We start from the raw sequence: 1,252 nt of genomic DNA, 5'->3' as shown, positions 1-1,252 counted from the left end.
CGCATCCACTCGTCGTTCGTCAAATCTCCCCGCCCCACGACGAGAACAACGATCCCATCGTCGGACGGTCACAAGATCCGCCGGACAGGCTCTAGTCGTCCTCCGCGCAGATCGCCGAGACGAACTCCGCGATGCGCGCCTGCGGCATGTGCCGGGCCACGTCCGCCTCGCTGATCATGCCGATCAGCTTGTGGGCGGGATGGTCGATCACCGGGAGCCGCCGGACCCGGTACTGCTCCATCACCCGCAGTACCTGTTCGATGTCGTCCTCGCCCTCGATGGTGAGCGGGCGGCCCTCGGCCAGCTCCCCGGCCGTGGTCGCCGACGGGTCCAGGCCCGCGGCGATGCACTTCACCACGATGTCGCGGTCGGTGATGATGCCGATCAGCTTGTCGTTCTCGCCGCAGATGGGCAGCGCGCCCACGCCACGGTCCCGCATGAGCTTGGCCGCCGTCGCCAGCGACTCGTGCTCGGTGACGCACTGGGCGCCTGGGTGCATGATCTCCTGGGCTGTGGTCATGATGCGGCCTCCTCGGTGCCTGGCCACCACTCGAAACCATCGTAGGCTTCCTCGGGTGAACCGACGCCTTCCGATACTGAGCACCGCCCGTCTGCAGCTGCTGCGGCTCGAGCACCAGGATCTCGACGCCGTCGCCGCCATCCACGGGGATCCGGAGACCAACCGCTACAACCCCGACGGCGCCGCCTCGTTCGAGACCTGCGAGCGCTGGCTCGGGACGTGGACGGGCGACTGGGAGCGGGAGGGCTTCGGCTACTTCGGCGTCGTCACGGCCGAGGCCCCGGACCACGTGATCGGCGTGGCCGGGCTGAAGGCGGCCACCATCCGGATGCCGGGGGAGGCGAGCTTCCGCGCGCTCAACCTCTACTACCGCTTCCGGCCCACCGCCTGGGGGCGCGGATACGCCGCCGAGGCGGCGGGCGCCGCGCTCGACCACGTCCGCGCGCTCCGTCCCGACCTGCCCGTCTGCGCGCTGATCCGCGCCGACAACGCACCCTCGCGGCGCCTGGCCGAGCGGCTGGGTCTGCGCGAGAACGGAGAGGTGGACGCGGCAGGGCGCCGCGTCCACCTCTTGACCTACTGACCTACCGTGCCGACTGACCTACCGTCGGACTTCCTGCTCTCAGGAGGTCGTGATGTCGTCGTAGTAGGTGTAGGTCGGGTCGCCGGGGTAGTTGTCGTCCTTGTTGGTCAGGGTCAGCGTGTAGCTGTGGCCGGCGGTGATGTTCGCCG

The 1,252-nt window shown here is 69.4% G+C and carries 2 protein-coding genes; one reads left to right on the top strand and one right to left on the bottom strand.

Features of this window, described 5'->3' with window-relative positions; genetic code table 11:
- Positions 1–91: 91 nt before the first annotated feature.
- Positions 92–520: a CBS domain-containing protein gene (locus tag BMY61_RS43810; protein ID WP_075004333.1), complete on the bottom strand. Its 429-nt coding sequence runs from the start codon at positions 518–520 to the stop codon at positions 92–94.
- 55 nt (positions 521–575) lie between these two features.
- On the opposite strand from BMY61_RS43810, the gene BMY61_RS43805 reads away from it, so the two are divergent.
- Positions 576–1,103: a GNAT family N-acetyltransferase gene (locus tag BMY61_RS43805; RefSeq protein ID WP_052439368.1), complete on the top strand. Its 528-nt coding sequence runs from the start codon at positions 576–578 to the stop codon at positions 1,101–1,103.
- Positions 1,104–1,252 lie beyond the last annotated feature (149 nt).

It is taken from the genome of Streptacidiphilus jiangxiensis, from assembly GCF_900109465.1.
Lineage (GTDB): Bacteria > Actinomycetota > Actinomycetes > Streptomycetales > Streptomycetaceae > Streptacidiphilus > Streptacidiphilus jiangxiensis.
Note: the sequence above shows the minus strand (reverse complement) of the source record. Positions and strands in the feature narration are given on the sequence as shown.